At 49.9% G+C, this 26704-nt stretch carries 26 protein-coding genes; 9 read left to right on the top strand and 17 right to left on the bottom strand.

Features of this window, described 5'->3' with window-relative positions; all coding sequences use genetic code 11:
• Nucleotides 1-207: 207 nt before the first annotated feature.
• Nucleotides 208-1689 carry a TolC family protein gene (locus LVJ85_RS05000; protein WP_244742044.1) on the top strand — a complete coding sequence of 494 codons (1482 nt, stop codon included), beginning with the start codon at nt 208-210 and terminating at the stop codon, nt 1687-1689.
• A gap of 53 nt (nt 1690-1742) precedes the next feature.
• Complete coding sequence (locus LVJ85_RS04995; protein ID WP_244742041.1) at nt 1743-2744, top strand: HlyD family secretion protein; 1002 nt, start codon at nt 1743-1745, stop codon at nt 2742-2744.
• Nucleotides 2745-2919: 175 nt separating this feature from the next.
• On the opposite strand, the gene lolD is transcribed toward LVJ85_RS04995, so the two are convergent.
• Both lolD and LVJ85_RS04985 read right to left on the bottom strand, forming a co-directional pair.
• The gene (gene lolD, locus LVJ85_RS04990) at nt 2920-3609 is read right to left on the bottom strand and encodes a lipoprotein-releasing ABC transporter ATP-binding protein LolD (RefSeq protein ID WP_244742039.1); all 690 of its coding nucleotides are present in this window, start codon (nt 3607-3609) and stop codon (nt 2920-2922) included.
• Entirely contained in the window at nt 3602-4852 is a 1251-nt protein-coding gene (locus tag LVJ85_RS04985; protein WP_244742036.1) for a lipoprotein-releasing ABC transporter permease subunit, read from the bottom strand. The genes lolD and LVJ85_RS04985 overlap by 8 nt, the downstream gene beginning before the upstream one ends.
• Before the next feature lie 264 nt (nt 4853-5116).
• Between LVJ85_RS04985 and LVJ85_RS04980 the strand changes: the two genes are divergently transcribed.
• A complete protein-coding gene (locus LVJ85_RS04980) occupies nt 5117-6055 on the top strand; it encodes a bile acid:sodium symporter family protein (RefSeq protein WP_244742033.1) in 939 nt (312 codons plus the stop codon).
• A 129-nt stretch (nt 6056-6184) separates the two neighbouring features.
• Here the strand turns inward: LVJ85_RS04980 and LVJ85_RS04975 are convergent, their stop codons facing one another.
• Nucleotides 6185-6592 (bottom strand): Spy/CpxP family protein refolding chaperone, encoded by a 408-nt coding sequence (locus LVJ85_RS04975; RefSeq protein ID WP_244742031.1) that lies wholly within the window; start codon nt 6590-6592, stop codon nt 6185-6187.
• Between the two features lie 226 nt (nt 6593-6818).
• On the opposite strand from LVJ85_RS04975, the gene rpe reads away from it, so the two are divergent.
• Nucleotides 6819-7502, top strand: a complete 684-nt coding sequence (gene rpe, locus LVJ85_RS04970; RefSeq protein WP_244742028.1) for a ribulose-phosphate 3-epimerase — start codon at nt 6819-6821, stop codon at nt 7500-7502.
• Nucleotides 7503-7630: 128 nt separating this feature from the next.
• Here rpe and LVJ85_RS04965 read toward each other — a convergent pair whose 3' ends face one another.
• Nucleotides 7631-8059, bottom strand: coding sequence for a hypothetical protein (locus LVJ85_RS04965; RefSeq protein WP_244742025.1), 429 nt, complete (start codon nt 8057-8059; stop codon nt 7631-7633).
• Nucleotides 8043-9359 (bottom strand): homoserine dehydrogenase, encoded by a 1317-nt coding sequence (locus tag LVJ85_RS04960; protein WP_085363190.1) that lies wholly within the window; start codon nt 9357-9359, stop codon nt 8043-8045. Before LVJ85_RS04960 ends, LVJ85_RS04965 begins: the two co-directional genes overlap by 17 nt.
• 141 nt (nt 9360-9500) lie before the next feature.
• On the opposite strand from LVJ85_RS04960, the gene LVJ85_RS04955 reads away from it, so the two are divergent.
• On the top strand, nt 9501-9872 hold the full coding sequence (locus tag LVJ85_RS04955; RefSeq protein ID WP_244742022.1) for an Mth938-like domain-containing protein: 372 nt from the start codon (nt 9501-9503) through the stop codon (nt 9870-9872).
• Between the two features lie 418 nt (nt 9873-10290).
• On the opposite strand, the gene LVJ85_RS04950 is transcribed toward LVJ85_RS04955, so the two are convergent.
• The 3 genes from LVJ85_RS04950 to LVJ85_RS04940 form a co-directional block, all read right to left on the bottom strand.
• Nucleotides 10291-10974 carry a pseudouridine synthase gene (locus LVJ85_RS04950; protein ID WP_244742019.1) on the bottom strand — a complete coding sequence of 228 codons (684 nt, stop codon included), beginning with the start codon at nt 10972-10974 and terminating at the stop codon, nt 10291-10293.
• A 150-nt stretch (nt 10975-11124) separates the two neighbouring features.
• On the bottom strand, nt 11125-12786 hold the full coding sequence (locus LVJ85_RS04945; protein WP_244742016.1) for an electron transfer flavoprotein-ubiquinone oxidoreductase: 1662 nt from the start codon (nt 12784-12786) through the stop codon (nt 11125-11127).
• 300 nt (nt 12787-13086) lie between these two features.
• Nucleotides 13087-14838, bottom strand: coding sequence for an alkaline phosphatase family protein (locus tag LVJ85_RS04940; RefSeq protein ID WP_244742013.1), 1752 nt, complete (start codon nt 14836-14838; stop codon nt 13087-13089).
• Nucleotides 14839-15173: 335 nt separating this feature from the next.
• On the opposite strand from LVJ85_RS04940, the gene lysM reads away from it, so the two are divergent.
• Nucleotides 15174-15650 carry a peptidoglycan-binding protein LysM gene (gene lysM, locus LVJ85_RS04935; RefSeq protein WP_115133622.1) on the top strand — a complete coding sequence of 159 codons (477 nt, stop codon included), beginning with the start codon at nt 15174-15176 and terminating at the stop codon, nt 15648-15650.
• Between the two features lie 124 nt (nt 15651-15774).
• Here the strand turns inward: lysM and LVJ85_RS04930 are convergent, their stop codons facing one another.
• From LVJ85_RS04930 to LVJ85_RS04905, 6 genes are all read right to left on the bottom strand, one after another.
• Nucleotides 15775-16728, bottom strand: coding sequence for a nucleoside hydrolase (locus LVJ85_RS04930; RefSeq protein WP_244742010.1), 954 nt, complete (start codon nt 16726-16728; stop codon nt 15775-15777).
• 156 nt (nt 16729-16884) lie between these two features.
• Nucleotides 16885-17559 (bottom strand): hypothetical protein, encoded by a 675-nt coding sequence (locus LVJ85_RS04925; RefSeq protein WP_085363184.1) that lies wholly within the window; start codon nt 17557-17559, stop codon nt 16885-16887.
• Nucleotides 17560-17700: 141 nt separating this feature from the next.
• Nucleotides 17701-18204 carry a Fe-S protein assembly co-chaperone HscB gene (gene hscB, locus LVJ85_RS04920; protein ID WP_244742006.1) on the bottom strand — a complete coding sequence of 168 codons (504 nt, stop codon included), beginning with the start codon at nt 18202-18204 and terminating at the stop codon, nt 17701-17703.
• Nucleotides 18205-18289: 85 nt separating this feature from the next.
• Nucleotides 18290-18739, bottom strand: a complete 450-nt coding sequence (gene nudB, locus LVJ85_RS04915) for a dihydroneopterin triphosphate diphosphatase (protein ID WP_244742003.1) — start codon at nt 18737-18739, stop codon at nt 18290-18292.
• Between the two features lie 7 nt (nt 18740-18746).
• Nucleotides 18747-20165 (bottom strand): mechanosensitive ion channel family protein, encoded by a 1419-nt coding sequence (locus tag LVJ85_RS04910; protein ID WP_244742000.1) that lies wholly within the window; start codon nt 20163-20165, stop codon nt 18747-18749.
• A gap of 180 nt (nt 20166-20345) precedes the next feature.
• Nucleotides 20346-20864 (bottom strand): RDD family protein, encoded by a 519-nt coding sequence (locus tag LVJ85_RS04905; protein WP_244741997.1) that lies wholly within the window; start codon nt 20862-20864, stop codon nt 20346-20348.
• Nucleotides 20865-20973: 109 nt separating this feature from the next.
• Between LVJ85_RS04905 and LVJ85_RS04900 the strand changes: the two genes are divergently transcribed.
• Entirely contained in the window at nt 20974-21744 is a 771-nt protein-coding gene (locus tag LVJ85_RS04900) for a TatD family hydrolase (protein WP_244743049.1), read from the top strand.
• A 310-nt stretch (nt 21745-22054) separates the two neighbouring features.
• A complete protein-coding gene (gene serC, locus LVJ85_RS04895) occupies nt 22055-23161 on the top strand; it encodes a phosphoserine transaminase (RefSeq protein WP_244741994.1) in 1107 nt (368 codons plus the stop codon).
• Nucleotides 23162-23257: 96 nt separating this feature from the next.
• On the opposite strand, the gene recX is transcribed toward serC, so the two are convergent.
• The 3 genes from recX to LVJ85_RS04880 all read right to left on the bottom strand — a co-directional run bounded on the left by recX (nt 23258) and on the right by LVJ85_RS04880 (nt 25516).
• Nucleotides 23258-23707, bottom strand: a complete 450-nt coding sequence (gene recX, locus LVJ85_RS04890; RefSeq protein WP_244743046.1) for a recombination regulator RecX — start codon at nt 23705-23707, stop codon at nt 23258-23260.
• Between the two features lie 106 nt (nt 23708-23813).
• On the bottom strand, nt 23814-24527 hold the full coding sequence (locus LVJ85_RS04885) for a phosphoglycolate phosphatase (RefSeq protein ID WP_244741991.1): 714 nt from the start codon (nt 24525-24527) through the stop codon (nt 23814-23816).
• A gap of 182 nt (nt 24528-24709) precedes the next feature.
• On the bottom strand, nt 24710-25516 hold the full coding sequence (locus LVJ85_RS04880) for an outer membrane protein assembly factor BamD (protein ID WP_244741987.1): 807 nt from the start codon (nt 25514-25516) through the stop codon (nt 24710-24712).
• On the opposite strand from LVJ85_RS04880, the gene rluD reads away from it, so the two are divergent.
• A complete protein-coding gene (rluD, locus tag LVJ85_RS04875) occupies nt 25515-26642 on the top strand; it encodes a 23S rRNA pseudouridine(1911/1915/1917) synthase RluD (protein WP_244741984.1) in 1128 nt (375 codons plus the stop codon). The genes LVJ85_RS04880 and rluD overlap by 2 nt on opposite strands.
• The last annotated feature ends 62 nt before the right edge of the window (nt 26643-26704 follow it).

Genomic DNA, 26704 nt, shown 5'->3' with positions numbered 1-26704 from the left:
TGCTTTTGAAACGAACCGTTTTCAAAACGCCGCCGGCCTTACTTCTACGCTTTTAACATTACATTTACCTGTTCTAACCTCCATAAGGCCGTCTGAAACCCGCCGCCAGCTTGAATAAGCATCTCAGCAAACCTATAATCCAAAACAGCATTTTCATAAAACACCATGTGCATTTTATCCGAGCCACACACTGCCCGGCGATTAATCATGAACAAGCTTTTCCTACCGCTCGTCTGTATCCCGTTATCCGCCGCCCTGCCCTCATACGCCGAAACGGCGGTCGGCACACATACCGGCGAACCTGCGCAAACAGTTTCCTTGAGTTTCCAACAGGCTCGCGACGAACTGATGCAAAACTCCCCCAAACTGGCCGCCGCCCACGCTTTTGAATCGGCTAAACAGCTGCAAAGCGAAGCCGCAAAAGGGCTTGGCGGCCCCAGCCTGATTCTGAACGGCACCGCAGCCCGATACCGCGTACGCGGCGAAGTGGATGTTACCGACATCAAACAACGCGCCCTCAGCCATCCGTCCGGCAGTCAGACTTCCCTGCAAGGCATAGACCCCGCCCTCGCCGGCCTGCTCAATCAAGCGTCCCAGCGCATTGCCGCCCGCATCCCCAATGAATTTACCTACGATCACCGCGGCAACACACACCATGCCACCGTGGCCGGTTTTTGGCCGGTTTTTGACGGCGGCACCACCAAAGCCGCCAAAAACCTGATTAAAGCCCGCGCCGAAGAAGCCGGTGCCGACACGGGCTTAACGAGCAACGAATTAAACAACACTTTGGCCGAACGCTATTTCGGCGCCCAACTCGCCCGCATGGCGGCGGGCCTGCACGACCAATCCGTGCGCACCATCGCCCGCTACGACCACACCGCCAAACGCGCACTGGAAGAGGGATTGATTGCGCGGGTTGACCGGCTTGAAGCCCAAGCCATGTTTGAAAACGCCAAACGCGACGCCGAAAAAGCACACAACGATGCCGCACTCGCCGAAACCGCATTAAGCCGCCTGCTCGGCATCCCCGTTACCGTCAAACCTTCCACGCCGATTTTTTTACTGAGCAAACCCATTGAACCGCTGGAGTATTTTCAAAATCTCGCCCTGCAAAACCATCCCGGCTTTAAAAAAGTCCACGCGAAAAAGCAGCAGGCCGAAGCCTTGCACGAAGCCGGAAAAGCGCGCTATTTGCCGAACGTCAACCTCTTCGGCGCATACGATATGGGCAAAAAACCCAGCTGGATTGCCGGCGTCAACATGACTTGGACGCTATACAGCCAAATCGACCGCCGCACCATGAACCGCGCCTCGGCACAGCAAATCATTCAGGCGGAAAAAAGCGATGAAGAGCTGCGCGACAACATTCTGCTGCTGGTAGAAAAAAACTGGCGCAGCGTAGAAAACGCCCGCGCCGACTACATCCGCCGCGGCAGCAACATCAAGCTGGCCAAAGAAGTGCTGCATTTGAAACAAGCCGGCCTGCGCGAAGGCGTCAATACCGTAGCCGAACTGATGAAAGCCGAAACCGAGTTTGCCAAAGCCAAAACCGAACGCGCCAAATCCGCCAACGATTATGTGCAGTCGCTGGCCAAACTGCTCGAAAGCAGCGGCGTGCCCGAAAAGCTCTCCGACTACGAAAGCAAAGCCGACGTGAAGCTTTTCATGAAAAACGGCATCGTCCAATAAGCGAAAAAAACGGGCTTGTCTGATACAGGCCGTCTGAAAATAAGAAAGACAATATGAACACCAAAAGCAAAAACAAATCCCGTTCCGCCGCACTGATTATCGCACTGCTGATTCTAATCGCCGCCGTTGCATACGGCGTATGGCTGTCGGCCAAACCCGAACCCGTCGTTTTGCAGGGCCGGCTTGAAGCACAAGAAACCGACATCGCAGCCAAAGTGCCCGGCCGCGTGAGCAAAATCTTCGTGCGCGAAGGTGAAGACATCCAAGCAGGCACCCAGCTGATAGAAATGGACAGCCCCGAAATCACCGCCAAAATCAAGCAGGCACAAGCCGCCCAAGAAGCTGCCGAAGCCGTGGCCCGCAAAGCCGAACACGGCGCACGCCCCCAAGAAATCGAAATGGCGCGCGCGCAATGGAAACGCGCACAAGCCGCTGCCGAATTGGCCGAAGTTTCCTACCGCCGCATCCAAAACCTCGCCAACGAAGGTTTGATGTCGCGCCAAAAACGCGACGAAGCCTACACCAACCACATCGCCAGCCGCGAGCAGGCTGCCGCAGCCAAAGCCCAATACGATATGGCACGCACCGGCGCGCGTTCTGAAGACAAAGAAGCCGCGGAAGCACAGGCCAAGCAAGTGGCGGCCAAAGTGGAAGAAGCCCAAGTGGCCCAAGAAGAAGCCAACCTCAAAAGCCCGATTAACGGCCAAGTTGCCGACATCATGGTGGAAGAAGGCGAAATCGTTCCGCAGGGCGTGCCCGTAGTCACTTTGGTTGACAACCAAAACCAATGGGTTGTTTTAAACGTGCGCGAAGACCATCTGAAAGCGTTTGCACCGGGCAACGAGTTTGAAGCCACCATGCCCGCTCTGAGCGACAAACCCATACGCTTCAAAGTGTTCGCCAGCAAAGTGCTGGCCGACTACGCCACTTGGCGCGCCACCCGCAATAACGACGGCTTCGACATGCGCACCTTTGAAATCAAAGCCCGCCCGATCAAACCTTTAAACGACGCCCGCCCCGGCATGAGCGTGCTGGTAACCGTGGTGCCTGAATAAATATCCGGTTTCACAGGTTTAGGGCGTGTCGTCAGAAAACTTCAAATAACAAAAGGGCAGATGTTGGTCTGCCCTTTATGCTTTTAAATAAAAATGAAACACAAACATAGATCGCCCTTAAACACTGAGGCCGTCTGAAAAGTTTTCAGACGGCCTCATCATTGAAACACCTTAATCAACTGCTTTCTTTGTCCCACAAAGTACCATCGCTCATGCTCATCACACGGTCGAAACGGGATGCCAGCTCGTCGTCATGCGTCACCACAATCAAACTCGTGCCCAACTCGTTTTTCAAATCCAGCATCATGTCGAGCACGTTTTGGGCGTTTTTACGGTCGAGATTGCCCGTCGGCTCGTCGGCCAGCAGACATTTCGGGCGCGTTACCAAAGCGCGGGCAATCGCCGCACGCTGGCGTTCGCCGCCGGAAAGTTCGCTCGGGCGGTGCAGCATACGCTGTTTCAAACCCACCTTTTCCAACATCGCCGCCGCCTGAGCTTCCGCTTCCGCTTTCGGTTTCTTACCGATCAGCAGCGGCATCATCACGTTTTCCAACGCCGAAAATTCAGGCAACAGATGGTGAAACTGATAAACAAAACCCAGATACTGATTACGCAAATCGCCGAGCTGCTTCTGGTTCATCTTGCCCAACTCATGACCCATCAGCTTGATGGTGCCCGAAGTCGGCATATCCAAACCGCCGAGGATGTGCAACAAGGTTGATTTGCCGCTGCCTGACGCGCCGATGATGCTCACGCTTTGGCTTTGATAGACTTCCAGACTGAGATTATTCAGCACATGGACGCTCAAATTGCCATCGTTATAACTCTTGCAGACTTGTTCGCATTTCAAAACAACATTATTCATAACGCAAAGCCTCCGCAGGTTGGGTTTTCGCTGCACGCCAGCTCGGATAGAGTGTGGCCAAGAAAGCCAACACCAGCGATATGGTTACAATCACGGCAACATCGCGCATATTCACATCGCTGGGCAGGTAATCAATAAAATAAATTTGAGAATTAATCAGATGTACTCCGAAAAGCTTTTCAAAGAACGCAACAATCTTGCCGACATTCCAGCCCAGCAACACACCGCAAACCACACCGACCAACGTGCCGAAAAAGCCTGCAAATGCGCCTTGAACCATAAAAATCTTCATCACTCCGGCGGGCGCTAAGCCAAGCGTACGCAAAATAGCAATATCGGCCTGTTTCTCCGTAACCGCCATCACCAAAGACGACACCAAATTGAAAGCCGCTACGGCAATAATCAGCGTGAGAATGATGAACATCATGCGTTTTTCAAGCTCGACGGCTTCAAAATAACTGCGGTTTGAGAACGTCCAATCGCGCGCCCATATGTTGTTCTGCTGGGCTTTCGGAATAAGATTGCGGGTAAAATCCGGCGCGTTTTGAGGGTCTGCCAACTTCAAGCGCAAACCGCCGACCCCGTCTCCCAAGCGGTAAAGCACTTGGGCATCTTTGATATGGGTCATTGCCAGCGAGTTGTCCACTTCATAAACGCCCGTTTTGACAATACCTACCACATTAAACTGCTTCAAACGGGGCACGACACCGGCCGGAGTCACATTACCCTCGGGCGTGATCACGGTAACCTTACCGCCTTTTTCCGTACCCAAAGCTTCGGCCAAGCCCTCTCCGAGAATAATGTCAAACTCGCCCGGCCTCAAATCATCAAAACTACCGACGGGCATGTTGTTGCCGTAATCCACGACATTTTTTTCTTCCTCTGGCAACACGCCGCGAATCTGCACGCCGCGCACTTCTCCCGCATTCGCCAACAATGCCTGATCTGCAATATAAGGGGCGCTGGCCAGCACTTCTTTTTTATCTTTGATATAACTGCGCAGGCTCTGCCACGATTCGCCGTTGCCGATATCGTAATACCCGATTTCGGCATGAGGCGCCACATTAAGCAGCTGCCCGCGTATTTCTTTTTGAAAGCCGTTCATTACCGACAACACCACAATCAATGCCGTTACACCCAATGCAATGCCGGCTATCGAAATCATGGTAATAAACGACATGAATCCGTTACGTTTTTTCGCCCGCAAGTAGCGCAGGCCGATCCAAGTTTCTAAAGATGCCATTTGTTCAGGCCGCCTTTTATTCAGTAAAAATAAACGCGCATTGTACCGTATTTCAAGCTAAACCGCTTTAAGACAGGTACAGCCTCTGCTAAAAAACGCTAAACGAATAAAGGCTTAAAACCCGCACATCAAAAGCAGCCGTTTTATCGCCTTGGCTGTTTTTTCAGACGGCCTCAATAAAACTTCACACGCAATCCGCCCTATTAGCTTTTGCCACCGCACAAATTCGCGTATTCTTCGCCTTTTTACACATATGGATAAACAATGGAAGCGTTAGCAAAATTCAGCCGTTTAATCGGTCAAACTTTCGCATTGTGGGCGGCATTATTTGCTGCGATTGCATTTGTTGCGCCCGATACCTTCAAATGGGTGCTGCCGTATATTCCCGTATTGCTCGGCATTATTATGTTCGGCATGGGCTTAACGCTGGCTCCGGCCGATTTCAAGATTTTAGGGGAACACCCCAAAGCCGTGCTCATCGGCGTGATTGCCCAATTTGTGATTATGCCGTTCACCGCTTATGCCTTAGCGGTAGGATTTAACCTGCCACCTGAAATCGCAGTCGGTGTGATTTTGGTAGGCTCTTGCCCCGGCGGTACGGCATCTAATGTGATTACTTATCTGGCACGCGGCAACGTAGCGCTTTCCGTAGCGGTAACGTCTATTTCCACCTTGCTCGCGCCCATTTTGACGCCGGCCGTTTTCTATCTGCTGGCCAACCAATGGCTGGATATTTCCGCCGCTGCCATGTTTGTGTCGATTTTGAAAATCGTGCTGTTGCCGATTGTTTTGGGCGTTATCGCGCATACTTTATTCAAAAAGCAAACCGAAGCTGCCGTGGGCATATTGCCTTTGATATCGGTGATCGCCATTGTGCTGATCATCGGTTCGGTAGTCGGCGCCAGCAAACCGAAAATCCTTGAAAGCGGCATGTTGATTTTGGGCGTGGTGATACTGCACAACGCCATCGGCTATTTACTCGGTTTTGTGACTGCCAAACTGTTTAAACTGCCTTTCGACGTACAAAAAACCTTGTCCATCGAAGTCGGTATGCAGAATTCCGGCTTGGGCGCCGCGCTTGCAGCAGCTTATTTCACGCCTTTGGCTGCCGTTCCCAGCGCTATTTTCAGTGTGTGGCACAATATTTCAGGCTCGCTCTTGGCTTCTTATTGGGCTTCAAAGGCAGATAAAAGAAAAAAATAAATCGGCAAACTCATAAAACTGATATCGTTATATATCCGTTTAAGAATCCGATTAAAGATGAAAGGCCGTCTGAAAATTTTTCAGACGGCCTTTCTCAATCAACTTAAGCGGGTGTGTTCGTATTATTTATTATTTTAAGCAAATGTTCAGCCAGTGCTGCCTTTGCGTGGGGCTGAGCAACTTGTAGAAACGGTGCTGGATCGACAATTCATCCACCGCGAAATCCATACTGGAAATATAGCGTTTTTCTACATAATCACGGGCATCGTCTTGGTTGAATCTGTCGCTGGACAAAATTTTAATAACGTCACGACGGCGGTTTTTAAGAATGCGGTCGTCTTTGCGGATAGATTTATCCAAGGCTTTTTTATAATCTTTACGGATAGTGCGCAATTCGTTATTCTGCTCGCGGGTCAAGCCCAGCGAGCGGATATCGCAATTGGGATGGAAATCATCAAGCGAAGCAGCCAACGGCCCTGCATGTGCAGAACTTAATCCGTTTAAAATTATCCAACCGCTGATTGTTATGATCGGCACAACGCGGCTGAACCCTGTGAATGCAAGCATATATTGTTTTCCCAAATTTCAATATTGTTAAAATATAGCGGATATGTGTGTGAAACGCAGTATAATCGTCGTTAACTTTCGTTAATGACAAAAAATTATTTTTAAAAATTTTCTTTACATCATATTGTTATCATTAATCAGACAGTAAATTTATATATAATTCCTTGTAGGAAAATAAAACAAAAAGGATACATTTGTGCAAAAATTCCGCATTGCGCCCAGTATTCTCTCCGCCGATTTTGCCCGCTTGGGCGAAGAAGTCAGCAAAGTGATTGAGGCCGGAGCAGATTTAATCCATTTTGACGTCATGGACAACCATTACGTACCCAACCTGACATTCGGCCCTATGGTATGCGCGGCGTTGAAGCCCTATGCCACAGTACCCATAGACGTGCATCTGATGGTAGAGCCTGTGGACGACCTGATTCAGTCGTTTTCCAAAGCCGGTGCAAACATTATCACTTTCCATCCCGAAGCCAGCCGGCATGTGGACCGCAGCTTGAGTCTGATTAAAGATGCCGGTTGTCAGGCGGGGCTGGTGCTGAACCCTGCCACACCGGTTTACCTGCTGGAAAATGTGCTGGACAAGCTGGATATGGTATTGCTGATGTCGGTTAACCCCGGGTTCGGCGGGCAAAGCTTTATCCCGCAAACGCTGGTAAAAATCCGGCAAGTGCGTGATTTGCTAAACATGTATGAAGCGGAAAGCGGGCGCAAAATTGCTTTAGAAGTGGACGGCGGTATTAAAACCGACAACATCTCCGAAGTGGCTCGTGCCGGCGCCGATACTTTTGTGGCCGGTTCGGCCATCTTCGGCCAAGCCGACTACGCTGCAGTAATCAATAAAATGCGGCAGGAATTGGCTTCGTTGGAAGCTTAATTCTTCGAAACCATCAGTAAACGCTGTTAATGATTGTTTTAGATTAACTGCCTATACATACATAAAAGTATAAAAGCTGTGAGGCCGTCTGAAATATTTTCAGACGGCCTCACAATCTTGATTTAACCCTATTTAGCGCTTAACGATGCAATACACTGTTTGTCGCGTGCTTCGAATGCTTCAACGCCGCCGAGCAAATTAAGCTGCTCTTCGGGAGACATGGAACTGAGCGACTGAATCTGCTTTTCGGTAAGCTTTTCAAGCGGTTCGTCCCACATACAGATGCAGTAATCGTTGATCACCTTTTCGGATTGACCTTCCAATCCCGCAGCCTTCAAATCCGCCTGCCATTTGTCGGAAAACGGCACGTTTTTCACACACGAATCCACAATCGCCTGCTTGGCTTTAGGTTTGGAAAGCGCACAATTGGACAGCAACCCGAATACCGCCAACAAACTCAACACGATAAACGCCCAAATGCGGATGGTGCGTATTTTCGCGCGGGCTTTACGGCGTTCTTCTTCAGGCGTTAAAACCTGATTATCCTTGTTGTCCATGCAGGCTCTCCATGCGGATCATCACCACAGGTTTTTGAACGACTTCCAACGCTTCAATGGCGGCGATGGCGGTTTTGATGTTTTTCTCTACCGTGCTGTGGGTCAGAATCACGATTTCAGCCGAGCCGCCGTCAATCACGCCTTTTTGAATCAACGCTTCGATAGACACGTTTTCTTTCGCCAGCAGATTGGCGATTTGCCCCAACACACCCGGCTCGTCTTTCGCCTGAACGCGCAGATAATAGCTGCTGGTAATCTCATCCATGGTGAGCATAGGCTGGGTTTTCACTTGAGCGGGTTGGAAAGCCAAGTGCGGTACGCGGTTATCGGTATCGGCAGTAATCAAACGGCAAATATCAACGATGTCTGCCACCACCGCACTGGCTGTCGGCAATGCGCCGGCGCCGGCACCGTAATAAAGGGTTTCGCCCACCATATCGGCATCAACCCGCACGGCATTCATCACGCCGTTCACATTCGCCAGCAAACGGCACTCGGGAATCAGGGTCGGATGCACACGCAATTCAATACCTTTGTCGGTTTTACGGGTAATGCCCAATAATTTGATGCGGTAGCCCAACTCTTCGGCATATTTAATATCGCGGCTTTCCAGTTTGCTGATGCCTTCGAGATAACAAGCATTGAAGTTTACCGGCGTACCGAATGCCAGCGAACTCATAATAGTAATTTTATGACCCGCATCATGGCCTTCAATATCAAAAGTCGGGTCTGCTTCGGCATAACCCAGCTCCTGCGCCTGCTTCAACACATCGGCAAACGCACTGCCTTTTTCACGCATTTCTGTCAAAATGAAATTGCTGGTGCCGTTGATGATGCCTGCGATCGAACGGATTTTGTTGGCAGACAAACCTTCGCGTAGCGCTTTAATAATCGGAATACCGCCGGCAACAGCAGCTTCAAACTGCACCATCACATTTTTTTGCTCAGCCAACGGGAAAATTTCGTTACCGTACTCAGCCAAAAGCTTTTTGTTGGCCGTAACGATGTGTTTACCGTTTTCAATGGCCTTCAACACAGCTTCTTTTGCCGCGCCCGTGCCGCCAAACAGTTCGACAACGATATCGACATCATCACGCTGAACCAACTCAAACGGATCTTTAACGAAGACTGCATTGGGGCAAAGCGTGCGGACTTTTTCCTCGCTGGAATCGCAAACCGCTGAAATGTACACATCGCGCCCCAAACGGCGGCTGATTTCTGCGGCATTGTCCTGCAACACTCGGGCAGTGCCGCTGCCGACAGTGCCCAAACCCAAAATTCCGATATAAACAGGCTTCATTATGTCTCCTTAAGCCGTTGTATGTTAGTATTCTGCAAGCAAAACTGCTTGAACGCAAAGGCCATAATCCTACCTGAAATTGCCTGTTTCTGCATCTGAATTTCAGGCAGAGAGCCACTATAAGATATCGAGAGGAAGTGTATGTTGATCGAAGAAAATACTTTCGGCGGAGAAGAAGCCGCCATCACAGCCTATTCGCCCGGCCGCCTAGAAATCAACGGTCAAGTTTATACCGAAGCCGTTATTTTAAAAGAAAATACAATTGAGCATCCCGCTAAAGCCACGCCGGCCGAAATGACTGCCGAAGATTTTTTTCAGACGGCCTCAAACAGCCAACCCGAAGTGATTTTGGTCGGTACGGGAGAAAAACAGATATTTCTGCATCCGAAAATTGCCGCAGCGCTGGCCGCAAAAGGCATAGGCTTAGAATCTATGTCCACCGCTGCCGCTTGCCGCACGTTTATGATTTTACAAAGCGAAGGACGTAAAGTTTGGGCTTGGTTGTGGCCTTAATTCATTCAAAACTTTGGCCGTATTTTGCCGTATTTTATTGAATGGAAGTTAGAAAATCCGCGCAAACCGCACTTTCACTACGATGAAACAAAATAACCCCGATCGTTCGTCGGGGTATTTTTATGGCAGCTGAAACCCGTTAAATAAATAAAAATATTATAAAGGGATTAACTAAAATTTTTCAGATAAAAAAAACCATCTATACTAAGGGGAAAAGTATAGATGGCCAAACACATTACGGGGAAAACGTCTTACTCACTTACTCACTCCTTTCGGAGCAAGTGTTACTCAGACACCTGAATTATATATTAGTTCATGAATTTTAGTATTAAGTTATGTAAATAAAAAAGATTTGAAATTATCCCATTGTTTTTAAATGGAAACTTACTTTTAAAACAGCTTATTTCTTTCCATTTCTTTACAAATATATAAACCGCCAATTCCCGATTGGCATATTATCAGCCGTCCAATCGCCAAATTTCGTGCGGTGAAGTTGCTCTACACGGTTGCCTGCGGCGGCGATCATGCGCTTCACTTGGTGGTATTTGCCTTCGGTAATGGTCAGCATCAAGATGTGCGGCGACGCCAAAACCGCATCGGCAGCGGCAACGGTTTCATTGTCATCGTGAAGCAATACGCCTTGTTTCAGCGTTTCGCACAAGGTTTCGTCGGCTGGATGTTTTAATGTCACGCGGTAAACTTTCGCCACTTTATGCTTGGGTGAAGTTTGCCTGTGGTTGAAGCCGCCGTCGTTGGTAATCAGCAGGATACCGGTTGTGTCGGCATCCAAACGCCCTACTGCCTGCATGTCGATATTGCGCATATGGTCGGGGAACAGGCTGAACACGCTCGGATATTGCTGGGGCTTATGGGAAGTTTCGTAGCCTGCCGGTTTGTTGAGCACGATATAAAAATACGGCATGGGTACGACGGTGTATGCCTTGCCGTCAATTTCCAAGTTTTGCACTTCTTCCGGCTGAACCGTGCTGCGCGGTGAATCCTGAATCACTCCGTTAACCGCAACGCAGCCGTTTTCAATCAGCCACATACATTCTTTGCGGCTGCCGATTCCTTGGGATTGAAGATATTTGAAGAGTTGCATGGTCAATAAAATAGATGATGAATATTCAAACTCAATCGGCACATGTCAATGCGGGAGCAAAAGTTTTCAGACGGCCTGATGGTGTTTGAGGCCGTCTGAAAACTGATTGCCAATGATCACGCGCTGCTTATTTTCAGACGGCCTTTATGTTTACATGGCGCCGTAATTGGGGCCGCTTGCCCCTTCGGGGCAAATCCAAACGATATTCTGGGTCGGGTCTTTGATATCGCAGGTTTTGCAATGTACGCAGTTTTGGGCGTTGATTTGCAGTTGCGGTTTGCCGCCCTCTTCCACGATTTCATACACACCCGCCGGGCAATAGCGGGTTTCGGGGCTGGCGTATTCCTGCAAGTTCACATCGAGCATGGTTTGCGGATTTTTCAACGTGAGGTGCGACGGCTGGTTTTCTTCATGGCTGATGTTGGCTAAAAACACGCTGCTGAGGCGGTCGAACGTCAGTTTGTTATCAGGTTTCGGATAATCGATCGGACGGCAGGACGCGGCTTTTTTCAGCGAACCGTGGTCGGTGCCGTGGTGTTTGATCGTCCACGGTGTTCTGCCCTTGAAGACATATTGTTCCAAACCGGTATAAGCCATCGCGGGGAACAAGCCCCATTTGAACGACGGGCGGATATTGCGTGCGGCGTAAAGCTCGCGGTAGGCCCAGCTTTGTTTGAACAAATCTTCATAAGCAACGGCTTCTTTGCCGTGTTCAAACGATTCGACCTCTTCTAAATTTTCCAAAATCGGGAACACGGCCTCGGCAGCCAGCATCGCCGATTTAATGGCGGTGTGGATGCCTTTGATGCGCGGCACGTTCAAGAAGCCTGCCGCATCACCCACCAGCACGCCGCCTTTAAACGAGAGCTTGGGCAGGCTTTGCAGACCGCCCTCGCTGAGCGCACGCGCGCCGTAAGCGATGCGGCGGCCGCCTTCAAAAGTTTTGCGGATTTCGGGGTGGGTTTTGAAACGTTGGAATTCTTCAAACGGCGAAAGATAGGGATTTTGATAATCCAAACCGACCACGAAGCCGACGGCCACCTGATTATTGTCCAGATGGTAGATAAACGAACCGCCGTAGGTTTTGCTATCCAGCGGCCAACCGGTGCTGTGCACCACCAATCCGGGTTGGCAGCGGCCTTCGGGCACTTCCCAGATTTCTTTGATGCCGATGCCGTAGGTTTGCGGCTGGCAATCGCGGTCGAGCGCGTATTTTTGGATGAGTTGTCGGGTAAGCGAGCCGCGGCAGCCTTCGGCGAAAATGGTTTGCTGCGCCCACAATTCCATGCCGGGCTGGAAATTGTCGGTCGGTTCGCCGTCTTTGCCCACGCCCATATTGCCGGTGGCGATGCCTTTCACCGAGCCGTCGGGATGGTACAGCACTTCCGATGCGGCAAAGCCCGGATAGATTTCCACGCCGAGGTTCTCCGCCTGCTCCGCCAGCCAGCGGCACAACGCACCGAGGCTGATGATGTAGTTGCCGTGGTTGTCGAAATTGGGGGTAACGGGCAACTTAATGGCTTTGTTTTGGGTGAGGAACAGCACTTGGTCGGCGGTCACGCTGCGGGTGAGCGGTGCGCCCTGCTCTTTCCAATCGGGCAGCAGCTCCGATAAAGCGCGGGGGTCGATCACCGCGCCGGACAAAATATGTGCGCCCACTTCCGAACCTTTTTCCACCACGCAGACGCTGATTTCGCGGCCTGCCTGTTCTGCAAGCTGTTTGAGCCGGATGGCGGCAGACAAACCCGAGGGGCCGGCGCCGACAATCACAACATCGTATTGCATACTGTCGCGTTCAATGGTTTCGGTCATGGTTGATGTTCCTAATATAATGATTATCGGCCGGAAATTTTTCAGACGGCCTTGTTATGAAAAACTTCAGATTATACGACATCTTTCCATAGGATAGTCAGCCGGATACGATCCGCTTAAACCGCCATGCTCTGTTTCACTTACTTATCTGCATGAATCTTTTCAGACGGCCTCAAGCTCATGCTCCGCCATAGCCCAAGCCGATTGCTGTAAAACTGTGATGTTCGTGCTTTAAGCATCAGGCCGTCTGAAAATTTATTTTTCAGACGGCCTATACAGTGCTTCAAATAGGATTGGGCATCATGAACGCCGCAACGGCTCTATTGCCAGCAAATGGTTGGTAAAGTCGTCTTTGGTTTCGCAGCGCCAGCTGGCCCACAATTTATTACCGCCGCGGCTACCCTCATCCAGCTCCAATGCGAGCCAGTTGCGCGCGGGCATGACATAGCGGTTGGAAGACGGAAACAGCATCATTTCCGCTTCGAGGTTCACGTCCAGCTTCTGCTTCTTCTTCGCCAACGAGTTCAACACTTGGCAGAACAGCCGCTCCATCACCGAAACCAATGACGGGTGCACAACCGCACTCGAAGTCAGCTGCTGGATTTGCGTTGAGCAGTTGGCATAATCCGAATCGGTGCGGTACACCACGCCCCAAGCGGCCACATGCACGTCGCCCGAAAGCACGGTAACGCGCAAATGATGGTCTTCGGCGGTTCTAAACAAAGTTTCAATCAAGCGCTTGCGTTCGCCTTCGTGATCGTCGTTGGTCCAGTGGTCTTTCAAGTCGTCGGCGCTGCTGTCGAGCACATGGTCGTAACCCAAATTCTCCATCAGCAATTCCGCCAGCGAAAGTTTGGGGTGCATCACCGGCACCGACGATACAAACAGCAAATGCCGTTCCGTTTCGCATGTGGGAACGCCGTCGCACAACCACCGCTGCATAGCTCGCCAAGTGGAAGGCCCCATAATCTGCTCGTGCGAACGCTCGGTACGCAAGTCCGCCACCAAAAGGCTGATCGGGCCGACGTTGTGCGCAAACGAAAAGCCGGGCTGGTCATCAAAAAGCGGCAAGGCAAGCGGGTCGGACTCTAAAATCTGCGACCATTTGATCGGCTCGAAAATCGGGTCGTCGATGCGCATATTGATGTCGGTGCGCAAGGTCAGTTCAGGCAATTGGTCTGCCGCCTGCTGCATCTGGAAAACCCAAAAAGCCCGGCGGGCATGGTAAAACATGCGCTGAAACACGGGGCTGCGCTGCATCTCGGCACTATGCGAACCCCAGCCGTCGAAAATATCATGGTCGTCCCACATCATCACGGTAGGAATGCGCGCCATGCCGTGCGCCGAATCCAATGTTTTATTGGCCGAACCCCACGGTGCATGGTTGCGCGGCAGCCAGCGGCTGAGATAGAAATTGATGTAGTAATCTTCAATCGCTTTCTCCAAAGATGCACTGACTTTATATTTCAACTGCTCTCTGCGCGGCAGGCCGATCCATTTTTTCAATAACTTAATGTCTTCCCAAATCGGGTCGAAATAAATTTGGTCGCCGCCCATTACCATCAGGTGAAAACGCTGCAAGCCCTGCTCATGCGTGCGGGTTTCGTGCCAAAGCTGTTCTTTATCGATTTGATAACCGGGCGGGCGCACGGATTTGTCGTGGTTGCACAAAATGTCTTCCCACACCGCATTTTCGCCTTTAATCAGCTTACGGATACCGTTTGCATCGGAAAAGCCGTTACAAGACACATAAATCATGCGCGGCGCCTGACCTTTTGCCGGCACGGTAAAATGCCAAACCTCGTCGATGCCGTCGATGCGGTATTCCACTTTTCTCTCTTCCGCCTGCTGGCAGGTAGATAAGTCGTAACGCAAATAAGCCTTACCGCCGTGCTCAAGCAAAATCTTGGGGGCGCGGGTCGCTTTGCCGTCAACCCGCATCACCGGAAACTGCTCTCTGTTCGACACTGCAATCAACGCGCTGACTTTCCATTCTCCACACTCCGCCCCGCCGCGATACGACAGCACAGGGCCGATATAAAGCTTGGTCATCTTATTTCTCCTTTGTTTTTCAGTATGCTCTAAAACCTGCACAGCTTGCTTCCGCCGCCATGCGGAAACGAGCGAAAGCCGTTTTAGGCAAGATTACAGACATTCAAATCGGTTGCAGGCCGCTTTTCAATAAATGCAATAACTCGGCCTATGTAGTTTTTGTTATGACAACACTATGTTTCGTATGGTTATTGTATCCATATTCCCGCAGAAGCTGCTTTAATGTAAAACAAAGTAATGTTATTGATTCCTCTGCTTGCCAAAAATATTTTTGCCTATAATTCCTATCAGGCCGGTATGCCGGATTATCATCAACACACTAAAAGGAATGAAAAATGGGTTTGTTTAGCTTTATCAAAAATGCAGGTGAAAAACTGTTTGGCAAAGACGAAAAAGAAGTTGCCGCTGCTGCCGCCGCCAACGTAGAAGACTTAAACAGCAAAGCTTCTGCCGCCATCCAAACGTACATCGAAAAACAAAATCTGGGCTTAACCGGCTTGAGCGTGTCTTTCGACGGTGCCAGCGGTAAAGTTACCTTGAATGGTTCGGCACCTTCTCAAGAAGCTGCCGAGAAAGCCGTTTTGGCTGCCGGCAACGTTACCGGCGTTTCCGATGTTGAAAACAAACTCTCGTTCCCCGCCGCCGTAGAAGCCAAATATCACGACGTAGTCAGCGGCGACACTTTGTCTGCCATTGCTAAAAAATACTACGGCGATGCCAACCAATACATGAAAATTTTTGAAGCCAACAAACCGATGTTGAGCGACCCCAACAAAATCTATCCCGGACAAAAACTGCGTATTCCTGAATAATCCATAAGCCGGATAAACGATGAGGCCGTCTGAAAAATTTTTTCAGACGGCCTCATGATTGATAGTGCAGCAAATACAAAAGAACATCACTTGCTCAAAAACCAATCATCCAATTCAGGCAAATTTATGGCAGCACTTCAATCGACTTAGCCAACTCTGCGAACATCTTATCGGCGTCCACCTCGGTAATCCAGTTCACATTCGCAGGCTTGCCGGTTGTTCCCCACCAATCGACTACGCACGCGCCCATCGTCAACTCGCTTTGGGTTTCAACCGCCACATGGCAGTTTTTGCCTTTAAACAATTCCGGAAACACCGCACAAGCAATGGCACACGGATCGTGCAGCGGGCCGCCCTCTAAACCGAATTTTTGCGTATCGAAACGCTCGTAGCTTTGCAAAATATTGGCAAGCCGCTTGCCGTTGGTATTGTTTTGTTTACGGAAAACGTCCATGCGCGGCGTGGTGATACATGCCTTGTGCGTTACATCCAGCGGTAAAACGGTAATCGGCGCGCCGCTTTGCAATACAATTTGTGCCGCATGCGGGTCAACATAAAAATTGAATTCGGCAGCAGGCCTGACATTACCGGCTTCAAAATAATTGCCGCCCATCAAAACGATGTTTTTGATAGCCCTAACAATATCCGGCGCCAATGTTATCGCTTGTGCAATGTTGGTCAACGGCCCTATCGGGCAAATCGTTATGCTCGCATCGTCGGCTTTTCGCAAAGTATCGATCAAATACGGCACGGCATGTACCGGCTGCAACGGACATTCAGGCTGGTGCAGCTCGACACCGTCCAAACCCGTTTTACCGTGCACTTCTTCCGCCGTTACCAAAGAACGGAGCAAGGGTTTGGCGGCGCCTGCATAAACCGGAAACGCTTTCTCACCGGCCCAATCGCAAATAATACGCGCATTGTTGGCCGTGTGATGCAGCCCGACATTGCCGGCGACGACTGTCAAAGCCATAAAATCAACAAGACCGCGTTTGGCGAGACCGTGCGCCATCAAAATAGCGGCGGCATCGTCCTGACCGGGGTCGGTATCAATAATCAAACGGATTTTGTCAGTCATACAAACCTTTCTTGCCAATAGTAATAACAAAAAAACCAAACAATCATGTTGGGCATGCTTGCCGAAGGTACTACACTCAGTACGACAACGCAAGCCACGCCATGATTATTTGGTTATTTCGTTCAGAAGAATAATGGGGATGCGGATTAAAGTGAGTTACTTAAAAGGATTCGCTGTTTTTTCCGCATCGTATTTTTGCTGCTCTTCTTCGGTAAATCCGTTTGCATTCAGCGCATTGACCTTATTGAGTGCGGATTGGTATTCGCTTTTGGAAAGTTTGCTGCGGCTTATCATCCAGTATGTATAACCTTTTTCTTTAGTCGGTTTCGCCGTCCACAAACCTTCTTTGTGATAATGCCCCAATACTGCTTGAGCCAAAACTTTCATATCCGCTTCAGGATTATCTGCGCCGATGGTTCTTCCTATACGGTTATTTCTCAAATCAACAGCCTGATCTGCTGCCAAGCGGCTGAAATACTTGTTTTTTCTTTCTCGAATAGAAGAATCGTCTTCATTGGCATCGCCAACCTTTTTAGCAATATCCGTACCGAAGCGCGAAGCCACCGCAGCCTGCCATAAAGCATGCCGGACAGCATTCACCTGAGTACCTCTGCCTTCTCCGTTGGCTTTATTGTCCAACCCGGTCTTCTCCGCAATGCGGCTGGCGTTGCTGGTAATATTAACCGAGTCTTCACCTTTCAAACCGATGGCTTTAGCTGCAACAGGATGGCTGGCAGCGAAATGCAAAAGTTTGTTCCGTCGGCTCTCATCGGTATGGATATGGCAGGCACTGAGTAAAAGCGCAGCAAAAAGCAAAGTAATGTGTTTCATATTTTTCACTGTATTTTAGTTAACGTGCTCAAAAAATTGATATTTCTCAATATCTTTAACCGCCCTTTTATTTAAGTGAAGCAACTGCCGATACATTTAAGGGCTGTTATCTCAAACAACAAAGTATTTTCATCGCATCAACTAGGGCATCGCAGCCTGTATTTCTTGCATAATCTTGTCTAAAAAACGGCCTTGCCTTACCTGCATGGCAGCGTGCTCATAAGCATTGGCTGCAAAATCATCTTTGAGCTGCAGATAAAGCTGCTTTTGCTCTGCAACGATTTCTTTTTTAAGCTCATCCAGTGCCGAATCATCTTTTTCTGCCCGCGCTTCTGCCAAAGTTTCCCGCCACTCCATTTGCTGCATCAAAAACTCAGGAGGAAAAGCGGTATACTCCGGAGCATCGGCATCTATTCCGTGCTGTTGGAGCAAATAGGCTGCGCGGTCGATAGGATTTTTGAGCACGCGGTAAGCTTCGTTTACCGTTGACGCCATCATCACCGCCTGCTTTTGCTCAAATACGGATGCCGCTGCAAATTTATCAGGATGAAATTGGGCGGCAAGTACACGGTAAGTGCGCTCGAGAATTTCGGAATCAATATCGAAACCGGCAGGCAGATTAAATAAGGCGAAGTATTGGCTCATAGTTTTATCCGATGCAGTCAGGCCTCTTTCACAACAAGTCGATACCTTACTTTACATTACTTTAAATTATCCTACAAATTCAAAATTAAAACAAATGCTTATGCAGGTTCAAAATAGCCTCTTTATTTGAGGGGGAAAATACTTTTTCTGCGGCCTCCGTCAACGGCAGCCACTCGAATGCAGTATGTTCGGAATCACAGAGTTTAATAGGTGTTGCGCGGTCTATCCGTGCTGAAAATATGTGTTCGGTATTGTGCGTTACGCCTTGCGGATAGCGGTGGCGCCAATGGGCATAAATTTCATACACATTACTTTCATGCCAGTTTATAAGCTGGCCGTCTGAAAGATAAATACCTGTTTCTTCAAAAACTTCTCTTAAAGCAGCCGCTTCCGGCTCTTCTCCGGGTTCGATGCTTCCCGTTACAGACTGCCAAAAATTTTTTCGGTCGGCGCGCTCAATCAGCAGCACGTTATTGTTGCCGTCGTGCAACACCACCAAAACCGAAACCGGCTGCTTAAGAGGTTTTACAAACATATCATCCTCATGCGTGATGTTCGGCTGTTGACTCTGCTCCGTTGGCATTTGCGACTTTGCCTGCGGCCATAGCCAAGCTTTCCGGTATTAAACCTTCATTAAGGATACGCACTTCACGTTGCGGGAAAGGAAATTCAATTCCTTCCGCGTTAAACCGCTCCCAAATAGAATAAAAAATATTTGAGAACAAAACCACAAAGCCGTTTTCGGGATCTTTCACCCAAAAACCGATCGACAAATCAATACCGTTATCTCCGAATCCGGTAATAACCGCCTTAGGCGGAGGAGACGCATCTACACGCTCTTGTGCTGCCGCCACTTCCTCCAAAATACTCAAAGCCTTACTCAAATCGGTATCATAGGCCACCTGAATATTCAGACTTTGGCGCAAAGAAGCAGTGGTGTAGGATTCATTAATAACGGTGGACGTAACAAATGTTTCGTTAGGTATAAGTGCTTCCGCGCCAGAAGCGTTCGACAATACAACAAAACGGGACGTGATTTTGGTTACATAACCGGTGAAATCGTTTACCGTCAAACGGTCGCCCGGGCGGATAGATCTATCCCCTAAAATAATAAAACCGGATATGTAGTTGCTGGCGACTTTTTGCAGGCCGAAACCGATACCCACGCCCAATGCACCGCCGAATACCGAAAGCACGGTCAAATCTATGCCGACCAAAGGCAATGCGATCAATACCGACAAAGCCACCATTACCGTTTTAACTACCTTCGACAAAACGATACGCAGGTTTAGGTCAAGACGTGAGCTGGACATCAAACGGTTGTCGATAAAGCGGGCCAACCACAAGGCGAAAAGCATTAAAACGACAACCCACAAGAGGCCGGTTACGACGGTAAACAGGTTGAGCTTGACGGAGCCTATCGGAAACTCGAGCGACTTCATGCCGTTAATAATAATGTCGTCTATACCCGACACCCACAGCACAAAAGCAAACCACAGAAAGCCGGAAAGAAAGCGCTCCAACCAATCGGTAAATTTGCTCGTCGGCAATGCGGCATGAACCACAGCCAATGAAAAGCGGATAAGAATCATCCAGCGCGATGCCATTGCCAAAAGCTGGAGCCACAAAGCGTTATTGTCGTTCAGATTCCAGAAATACAAGGCCACTACGGCAGAAATCAGCATCAGAATAGGCCACAGAATGCGCTGTGTAATATGCCGGGCGAAACCCCAACGGTTTGTTTCCTGAACCGGATGCTTTTTAATCCAATAAGACGACAGCCAAAACGTTACCGCCATGATTGCGGCCACCACGCCCAATTCCAGCCATCCTTCCGGATTGTTGAAACTACGCTCCAATAATTGTGAAGCAAACTGCTGGCGGGCAAACAAGCCCGAGAAGAAATCAGCGATACCGGTACTTTCGAGTAACTGGTTGCCGGTAGAAGATAAATTAGACATGGTGTGTAAAAAATATAATGCGTTAAAAAAAAATGGAAATGGATTATAACCTAAAATTAATTAGGCACTTTTTAGTTTGCCGTGCAGACTATTCTGCCTGCGCATATGAAAAACGGTTCAAACCAACGGCAATCTAAAATGAGGCCGTCTGAAAATTCATAGCGGCATCGGTGTGTTTGTTTAAGATGCTTTTTTATTGACATCTACCAATCTCGTTCCGGCAAGGAAATCATATAAAAACTGACGGTCGGGATTCAGAAACGCAAAGCCCCACGGCAAAATCCACCAGATCAGGGCAACGCCGAAGGCAGGCTTAGGCGGAATGCCGTTCAGATGGCGTAAAGCCGCATAAGCCAGCATCGGCACAAAAACGATAAAAACGCATGCCCACATAAAGCGCAAACGCAATTGGGGCAACGGCGGCCGCTCGCCTGCGGCATTAACCAAACCGATTTTCCATACGCGCATCGGCAGCGTTTGGCCTTTTTTATACCAGTTGGCCTTGAAATACAGCCACCAAACCGCCAGCAGAATGAGCGTCGCGGTTAAGCTCGATAATAAATTAGATACGGGATTCAGCAGCATCGCCGCCATACCGGCCAGCAAAGCTGCGCCCATGCTGACTGCGCCGACAAGCAAAGCTTCGTAGAGCAAGGCTGCGAAGCGGCGTTTGAAAGAAACAGTAGGAAAATGGTGCATAATGTATGCGCCTCAAAACGGATAACGCCGCATTATAACGAAAGAAAAAGGTCAAGCCTATTGCCTTATCCGCCAAGCTTTCCGCGCTACTTGAAAGACGTTTGACATGATTTCACTCACCGACACCCATTGCCATCTTGCCGATGCCGCATTCCGCCATTGCTTGCCTGACGTGATCACAGCAGCGGCAACGGCCGGTGTGCGCCGCTTTATCGTGCCCGCCACACAACGTGCTGATTTTCAAGATGTACTGGCTTTAGAACGTGCCGAAACCATACACATCGGGCTGGGCATTCATCCGTGGTTTGCCGAATCGGCAGCCGAAGAGGATTTTGCCGAACTCGAAACCCTACTTCTCCAACATCCGCGCGCTTGGGTAGGTGAAATCGGCTTGGATTTTTACGATAAAAACCAAACCGAAGCCCAAAAACACATCCAAAAAACCTGTTTTCTCCGCCAACTCGCCTTGGCAGAAAAACTCCGCCGCCCCGTGATTATCCACAATCTTAAAGCGACCGCCGCCGTGGTTGAGGCCGTCAAACAATCCCGCTTTACCCAAGGCGGTATTGCCCACGCCTTTTCAGGAAGTTTGGAAGAAGCGCACATGCTGATTCGGGCAGGCTTCAGCATCGGCATCGGCTCGTTGCTGTTAAATCCCACTGCAAGAAAAGCCCGTGAAGCCGCCGCCAAGCTGCCTTTGGAAAGCATCGTTTTGGAAACCGACAGCCCGTTCATGCTGAAAAACGCCGTCAACACACCGGTCAATGTGCGTGAAATCGCCGAAATCACTGCAAGACTGCGCGACATCAGCGTGGAAGAAGTCGCAAGGCAAACCGAGGAAAACGTCAACCGCCTGCTGGCCAAGTTAAGATATTCATGAATTTCAAAGTTAACAAGGGTGTATTTTTGCCGGAAACCCCAACATGGGGAAAACATGGCCATCTGAAACAAATTAGGATATTTCACTAAATTAGATTAAAAATTTAGATATAAAACCTTTTAATCAACATAAAATCAACTTTTATTAAAAACATCCACTATCAGGCCGTCTGAAAAATATGCTCAAAAATATGCTTTTCCACCTTGCGGAAAGCATGTACCGGGTCTAGAATCCAGCGTTAACTTATGTATGTTTTTCAAACAACACCGCCCTTCAACAGGGTTTGTTTCGATTTAAAGGCACAACCACCATGCTACCCACACCGATTTACAATTTCTCAGCCGGCCCCGCCATCCTGCCCGAATCCGTATTGCGCACCGCTCAAAGCGAGATGTTCGACTACAACGGAACGGGCTTTTCTGTCATGACCATGAGCCACCGCTCCGACGTATTCATGAGCATTCTTTATCATGCCGAGCAGGATTTGCGTCAGCTGATGGACATTCCGGATAACTACAAGGTACTGTTTTTACAAGGCGGTGCAAGCTCGCAATTCAATATGGTGGTCATGAACTTTGCCAACGGCTTCAAACGCGTCGATTCCGTGGTAACCGGCAACTGGTCGGCAATTGCCCACTCCCAAATGGGCAAACTTTCCGACGCTAAAATCCATTTGGCGGCCGACGGCGGCAAGCTCTTCAACTACACCAACCTGCCCCCGGTTAATTCTTGGGACATCGATAAAAATTCCGCCTTTGTACACTTTGTAATCAACGAAACCGTGCACGGCCTGCAATACCGCGAAGTGCCGAAGCTGGATGACGGCATGCCGCCTTTGATTTGCGATATGTCGAGCGAGATTTTGTCGCGCAAAATCAATGTCAGCGATTTCGGCGTGATTTATGCGGGTGCGCAAAAAAATATCGGCCCTTCCGGCGCCACCATCGTGATTATCCGCGAAGACCTGCTGGAACGTTGCTCCGACCGCATTCCCGATGTGTGGAACTACAAATCGCACATTGAAAAACAAGGTATGTACAACACGCCGGCCACTTATCCGATTTACATTTCCGGCTTGGTGTTCCGCTGGCTGCAATCGCAAGGCGGCGTTGCGCAAATGGAAACCATCAATACATTGAAAGCCAAAACGCTGTATGAAGCGATTGATAACAGCGGCGGCTTCTACATCAACAACGTCCACCCCGGCGCGCGCTCTAAGATGAACGTGATTTTCACCACTGGCGATAAGTATTTGGACGAACTCTTCGCGCAAGAATCCACCACCCGCGGCCTGCAACTGCTGCGCGGCTACAAATCCATGGGCGGTATGCGCGCCAGCATCTACAACGCCATGACCCTGCAAGGCGTGGAAGCGCTGATTGACTTTATGAAAGAATTTCAACGCCGCTACGGTTAACGGAAATAAAAAGCCTGTTTCCCCGCTTTTCTTTCAAGCAGGGAAACAGGCATCAAAACCTTTGCGCAACTCTATCTCGGGTTGGCAAAGGTTTTTTTATTCATCATCGTAACGGCAGTTTTTTAAGGCCGTCTGAATCGTATCCATATCAAAACCCCGATAAGCGAGGAAACGGATCTGCTTTTGTTTGTCTTTCATATCCGCGGCGGGCTGCTTAAACTTTTTCTTCAATACCGCCATAGCCGTTTCCAATTCGCTCTCCCGCGAAGGCAGATATTCACGCACGGTTTCTTCATCCACACCTTTGGCCTGCAACGCCTGTTTCAAACGCAGTGTGCCGTGTTGCCTGCTTTTGCTGTGGATATAGGCTTCGGCAAAGCGATCGTCGGATTGCCAATGGCGCTCGGCAAATTCATCCAACAGCTTGTCCAATTCCTCTTCATCCTCGGCATGCGGCGCGAGCTTGCGCTTGAGTTCGGCACGGCTGATTTCCTGCCGGGCGAGGATGTCTAAGGCTCGGGCGCGTAAGGATTTTTGCGGCTTCATCGGCATCGGGTTTCATCAGAAAAGAAAATATACGGATGAGGCCGTCTGAAAGCGGGCTTTACGGGCTTCACGAGTTTCGCTAAAACTTTTCAGACGACCTCAAGCTTTATGCTTCTTCTTGCTCTTTCTGCGGTTGCAGGTTCTCAAAGATTTCGGGCAGCGAGCCGATAATCCAGTCGGGCTTGGTGGCAGCGTCTTGCGAAAGCATGGTCATGTCGCCGTAGCCGAACGTTACGCCCACACTCAAGCATCCCGCGGCTTTGGCCGCCAGAATATCGTTTTGCGAATCGCCCACCATCATCATATTGGCCGGATCGATATTCAGCACTTCGGCGGCATGCAGCAAAGGCATGGGGCTGGGTTTTTTCTCGGGCAGGCTGTCGCCGCCCAAGATCAGGCTGAAATAATCGGCGAGGCCGAGCTGTTTCAGCAACTCTGCCGCCAAAATTTCATTTTTATTGGTCACCACCACCAAAGGGATGCCCAATGTTTTCAGCAAACCCAAACCGGCTTCGGTTTCGGGATAGGCGCGGGTGTGGTCGCTGAGGTGGTCGCGGTAATAGCGGATGTAAAAGGTAAATGCTTTTTCCCACTCGCCCTGCTCCGCTACGCCGTCGCGGCTGTCGGTCAGCACGCGGTGAACCAGATTGGCCAAGCCGTCGCCTACATAGCTTTCCACCACTTCAACAGGTAGCGGCGGCAAACCCATGTGTTCGCGGGTGGCATTGGCTGCGGCGGCAAGGTCGGGTACGGAATCGCAAAGTGTACCGTCCAAATCAAAAGCAATGGCTTGAACGTGTTCGATAACAGATGTAGTCATGATATTTACAAGTGCCGAGAGGAAAAGATAAGGTGGTTATTGTATAGCAAAGCGGCATGTGCCGAAATGCTTTGAGGCCGTCTGAAAAACCATAGGGCAAGCGGATACGGAAAGGCCGTCTGAAATCATCTCTCTGATTTTTTCAGACGGCCTCTTCATATCCTAAGCATTAAATGGAAAACTTACTTCCAATAGCGCCACCACGGAATGTTGTTATCCGACCATGATTTGTTCAGATAAGGGCTGTTGGGGAAGTTTTGCGCCAAAATGCGGCGGGTGTCGTCGGCAAGTTGCGGTTTGTCCATTTTGCGGTAAGAAGATTCCATAATGGCCAAGGCTTCTTCCACGAAACGGGTATTTTGATAGCGTTCGACGATTTTTTGGGCGCGGTTGGCCGCAGCCAAATAAGCGCCGCGTTTCATGTAGTAACGCGCAACGGCGATTTCATTGCCGCCCAAAGCATCTACCAGCTTGGCCATGCGTTCGCTGGCATCGGCGGCGTATTTGCTGCCGGGATAGCGTTCGATCAGCTGGGAAAACGCTTGGTAAGCATCGCGGTTTGCTTTGGGGTCGCGGTCTGACCAGTCTTGCGAAGCCAGTTTGTTTAAAAACGACTGGTCTTCGTTAAACAGAACCAAGCCTTTGAGATATAAGGCATAGTCCATATTCGGATGTTGGGGGTGGTTGCGTTGGAAGCGTTCGATAGCGGCTAAAGCTTTTTCGGGTTCGTCGTCTTTATAGTGAGCATAGGCCGTGTCTAGTTGGGATTGTTGGGCGTAGCGGCCGTTGGGGAAACGCGATTCCAAAATTTCGTATAACTTAATCGCTCGCGTATAATTGCTGCTGTTTAACTCGTCGTGAGCCTCAGCATACAGTTTTTCAACCGACCAATCCTGAGTGATTTGCGCGTCTTTATCAATCGTGCCTTTGGTGCCGGCACAGCCGCCCAAAGCCAAACCCAATGAAATAACTAAAAGAATTTTTTTCATGCAGAACACTTCCTTTGAAAATGAAGCCGATTATAACGATGATTTGGAATTTACGGCAGCCCCTGATGCAGAAACTTGCATTAATTTAACCGTTCCCCTCGATTTGGCGGGCACGCGGCTGGATGCCGTATTGGCCAAGATGCTGCCCGATTATTCACGCAGCCGTCTGACTTCTTGGATAAAAGAAGGAGCGGTTACGGTAAACGAAAAAACCGCGCAGCCCAAAGATAAAATGATAGGCGGCGAATATATTGCGGTAACGGTGAGGCCGAGTGAAGAAAACCTCGCTTTCACGCCCGAAGCGATGGATCTCGACATCATTTATGAAGACGACACGGTGATCGTTCTCAACAAACCCGCCGGCTTGGTGGTTCACCCCGCAGCAGGCAACTGGACGGGTACGCTGCTCAACGGCCTGCTTGCGCACTGCCCAGAATTGAGCCAAATCCCGCGCGCGGGCATTGTGCACCGTTTGGACAAAGACACCAGCGGCTTGATGGTCGTTGCCAAAACCCTGCCCGCACAGAATGCTTTGGTTCAACAGCTGCAAGCGCGCACCGTAAGCCGGATCTACCGCGCCGTGGCCAACGGCATCGTACCTTTCGACGGCAAAATCGACGCCTTAATCGGGCGCGACCCGCACAACCGCTTGAAAATGGCCGTGGTGAAGTTCGGCGGCAAACCTGCCGTAACCCACGTTAAAGTGCTGGAGCGTTATCTCAACCACAGCTACATCGAATGCAAACTCGAAACCGGCCGCACCCATCAAATCCGCGTCCACATGCGCGAAGCCAACCACCCTTTGGCCGGCGATCCCGTGTACGGCAACCCGCGCCACCCCTGTTCGGATGCCGTGAAAGAAGCCGTAAAAGGGCTGGGGCGGCAAGCACTTCATGCCTACCGTTTGAGCTTCGAACACCCTGTAAGCGGCGAAACCGTATCATTCGAAGCGCCGATACCCGAAGATATGTACCATTTGCTGTCGGTGCTGCGATTGGAAGCGGGTTTGGATTCCTCTTTGAGCCATGAGGAAGAATGGCTGGAGCGCGTCGGCAAAGACAAAGACGACGATGATGATTGGGATGATGACGACTACGACGTAGAAGTCGTTTATGTGCGCGATTAATCTGCCGAAACCTCTGCTTTCAGATGCAGAGGTTTCATTTTTTTTTCAGACTGCCTGATACG

Origin of the sequence: Neisseria sp. Dent CA1/247, assembly GCF_022870825.1 — a bacterium.
GTDB classification, from domain to species: domain Bacteria; phylum Pseudomonadota; class Gammaproteobacteria; order Burkholderiales; family Neisseriaceae; genus Neisseria; species Neisseria zoodegmatis.
This window is presented reverse-complemented; position numbering and strand designations above follow the sequence as displayed.